General features: G+C 64.3%; 2 protein-coding genes and 1 pseudogene. All 3 read right to left on the bottom strand.

The genetic code is table 11. The features are described from left to right. A partial coding sequence (locus tag HP499_RS22920; RefSeq protein ID WP_172326366.1) for a glycoside hydrolase family 3 protein occupies positions 1 to 1,238 on the bottom strand: 1,238 nt, incomplete at its 3' end. A gap of 111 nt (positions 1,239 to 1,349) precedes the next feature. Next, on the bottom strand, positions 1,350 to 2,669 hold the full coding sequence (hemL, locus tag HP499_RS22915) for a glutamate-1-semialdehyde 2,1-aminomutase (protein WP_172326365.1): 1,320 nt from the start codon (positions 2,667 to 2,669) through the stop codon (positions 1,350 to 1,352). Between the two features lie 50 nt (positions 2,670 to 2,719). Beyond that, positions 2,720 to 2,900: pseudogene (locus HP499_RS22910) on the bottom strand (LLM class flavin-dependent oxidoreductase); the annotation flags it as partial.

Raw genomic sequence — 2,900 nt, 5'->3', positions numbered from 1 at the left:
GCCCTGAAGGAGGCATCCTCTGTGGCCTTCTTCACCACTGCCTGGTGCATGGCAGGAATACTCCCGGGGTCCGCGCACACCAGCATGGTTCCACCGGCACCAAAGAAGTTCAGGGCGCGGTCGGCATCGGACCAGGACTCCAGTTGCGCTGCGCTGCAGAGATCGTCCGAAAGAACGATCCCCGTGAAACCGGCATCAGCGCGCAGCATGGTGTCCATCACCGTAGGCGAGAACGGTGCGATGTTGGCGGGATCAATCTTGTCGTAGTAGGCGTTCGACACCATGACCCACCGCGTACCGGAGTTGATGGCAGCCTGGAACGGTTCCAATGCGGGATCGTCGCGGGTGGTGGAGGTATCCCTGACATCACTGGTGACATCAGTGTTGGGAACAACCCTGCCCAAGCCTGGGAAGTGCTTCACTACGGGCGCCACGCCCGCGTCCTTCATGCCGTCAGCGAAGGCATTGCCCAGGGTTGAGACGGTTCCGGGGGCGTAACCGTACTCCCGTTGGAAGTGGCCGATGGGTGAATTGGACGGAGCAAACTCCGCACTGGTGACGGTGTCCAGAACGGGAGCAAGGTTGACGTTGATACCGGCGCTCCGCAGTTCCTTGCCCCACACAGCAGCGTCAGCCCGAAGCTTCGCCTGCCCGGCCCCTGCTTGAACCAAGGCAGTGGGAATGGTCGAGAACCCCGGACCGGAAAGAACCTGCACATACCCGCCTTCCTGGTCGGTGGCCACGAAGAGTGGCACACCACCGGTGGTCCCGGCGGAGACCGTGCCCGTCAGGGAAGACACCACCGAAGCGGTGGCGGCGCTGCCTGCTTTGCTGCGACCGCTCAGGTAGACATTGCCGGCGTGGTACTCCTTCAATGCCTGCATGGTTCCCGGCTCAGCGCCTGTAGCCTTGGCTGCCACCATGAACAGCTGACCCACCCGTTGCTCAAGGCTCAGGGCCGCCAGCTGCTGCTCAACAGCCGTGGCAGTGCTGGTGGCAGGCGCGGCAGACGGGGCAGGATCCCCGGATGGTTTGGATGTCGGCGACGCGGTGCCGGGTGCCGGGGTTGCCGGCTGCGGAGAGCTTGGTGGCGGAGAAGCAGAGGCCGACGCCGTCCCTTCCGTTGGAGAGGCGTCGGTGCTTCCGCCGCCGCTTGAGCAGCCGGACGCGACGGCGAGCAAAGCTCCAGCCGCTGCGATGCTTACACCGAAGGATGCGATTCTCTGGGTCTTGCGCATGGTAAACCGTTAGTTCGTTGGGGGTGGGTTTCCACCTACGAGCCTACCCCGTGCGGACGCAACAATGCCCCGGCCACGTGCTTTTGGCACCTGGCCGGGGCATCGGCAAGATCAGGCCGTGGCGCCTGCAGCAGCCCGGGCAGCTGCAGGAAGGGCCTCAAAAATACGGTTCATGGCTGCGTCGTCGTGAGCGGCTGACAGGAACCAGGCTTCGAAGACGGAGGGCGGGAGGTAAACGCCTGAGTCCAGCATGGAGTGGAAGAACGGTGCGTAGCGGTAGCTCTCCTGGGCCTGGGCGTCGTCGTAATTGTGCACGCCGTGGGCCGAGGTACCAAAGGCCACCGAGAAGAGGTTCCCGGCTCGCTGGATGGAGTGGTCAACGCCGGCGGCATCAAGGGCTGAGGACAATGCCGCGGAGAGTTCCAGCGAGCGGGCATCAACGTAGGCGTAGACCTCGGGTGTGGCATTGGTCAGTGTTGCCACGCCGGCGGCCATGGCCACAGGGTTTCCGGACAACGTGCCCGCCTGGTAAACCGGGCCAACAGGGGCGAGGTAGTCCATGACGTCGGCACGGCCGCCAAGGGCCGCCGTCGGCATTCCGCCGCCGATGACCTTACCGAAGGTGAGCAGGTCAGGGGCCCACCCTTCCTGGCGACCCGTCAAGCCCCAATAGCCTGAGTAGCCCGTACGGAAACCGGTGAGGACTTCGTCCACGATCAGGAGGGCACCGTGTTCCTTGGTGATACGGGACAGCCCTGCGTTGAAGCCTTCTCCCGGGGTGACGACGCCCATGTTGGCAGGAGCCGCTTCGGTGATGACGGCGGCAATATGGTTCCCGTGTGTGGCGAAGGCAGCCTCTACGGCAGCGAGATCGTTGTAGGGCAGCACCAGGGTTTCAGCAGCTGTAGCTTCAGTGACGCCAGCGGACCCGGGAAGGGCGAGGGTGGCAACGCCTGAACCTGCCGCTGCCAGCAAGCCGTCCAGGTGGCCGTGGTAGCAGCCTGCGAACTTGATGATCAGGTTGCGGCCGGTGAAGCCACGGGCCAGGCGTACGGCGGTCATGGTGGCTTCCGTGCCGGTGGACACCATGCGCAGGCGCTCGACGGCGGACACGCGCTCCTTGACGATCTGGGCGAGGTTGGCCTCATCCGGAGTGGAAGCACCGAAGGACAGTCCCCGATCCACGGCTGCGTGCACGGCGTCGAGCACAGCAGGGTGTGCATGGCCGAGCAAGGCAGGTCCCCAGGAACACACCAGGTCCACGTACTCCTTGCCGTCGGCATCCGTGAGGTAGGCGCCCTTGGCCGAAACCATGAACTTCGGGGTGCCGCCTACGGATCCGAAGGCGCGGACCGGGGAGTTCACGCCGCCGGGCATCAGGGACCGGGCGCGGTCGAAGAGCTGATCGGACACAGGGGTGTTGGAAGTCATGATTCCTATTCTTTCAGTGATTCAGGAGCAGCAGGTCTGCGGTAGGTGCTCTAGGCGGAGGCCAGCAGCTCAGCGACCCGCGGAGCCACCTCGGTGCCGTAGAGCTCGATGCAACGCATCATGGACTGGTGCGGCAGGGTCCCATTGCTGTATTTGAGGTCGAAGCGGTCTACGCCCAGGTTGCGTTTGAGCAGGACGATCTTTTGCGCCACAGTCTCCGGGGATCCCACA

It is taken from the genome of Paenarthrobacter sp. CM16 (genome assembly GCF_013179505.1).
Taxonomy (GTDB): domain Bacteria; phylum Actinomycetota; class Actinomycetes; order Actinomycetales; family Micrococcaceae; genus Arthrobacter.
This window is presented reverse-complemented; position numbering and strand designations above follow the sequence as displayed.

Excerpts from the sequence above, each read along its gene's own strand:
- hemL (WP_172326365.1), bottom strand. The coding sequence starts at position 2,669 with ATGACTTCCAACACCCCTGTGTCCGATCAGCTCTTCGACCGCGCCCGG.